Origin of the sequence: Stenotrophomonas sp. SrG (genome assembly GCF_050031795.1) — a bacterium.
Taxonomy (GTDB): Bacteria; Pseudomonadota; Gammaproteobacteria; order Xanthomonadales; family Xanthomonadaceae; genus Stenotrophomonas; species Stenotrophomonas rhizophila_A.
The window spans coordinates 1-242 of sequence record NZ_JBNBBE010000949.1; the positions used below are offsets into that span (position 1 = coordinate 1).

Here is a 242-nt window from a genome sequence, read left to right on the forward strand (position 1 = left end):
GTCGTAGAACAGGAAGCTGTCGGCCATCAGTGCGCGCCCTCCAGCACGGACAGCTGTTGGTGCACCCCGCGGTCCAGCGCGGCCCAGTCGATGTGCTCCAGGCTGTCGTGGCCGGCGGTGGCCGTTTCCAGGATGCGCCGCTGCAGCACGGTGCGTTCCAGCGCCACCGCGTTCGGCGTGTGCAGGAACGTCACCATGGTGTAGTGCGGCACGAAGCGGGTGGGCCAGCGCGCCTGCAGCTG

At 69.4% G+C, this 242-nt stretch carries 1 pseudogene; it reads right to left on the bottom strand.

Annotated features, from left to right (window positions below):
- Nucleotides 1–26: 26 nt before the first annotated feature.
- Nucleotides 27–242, bottom strand: a pseudogene (locus tag ACQG3P_RS22300) (FAD-dependent monooxygenase); the annotation flags it as partial.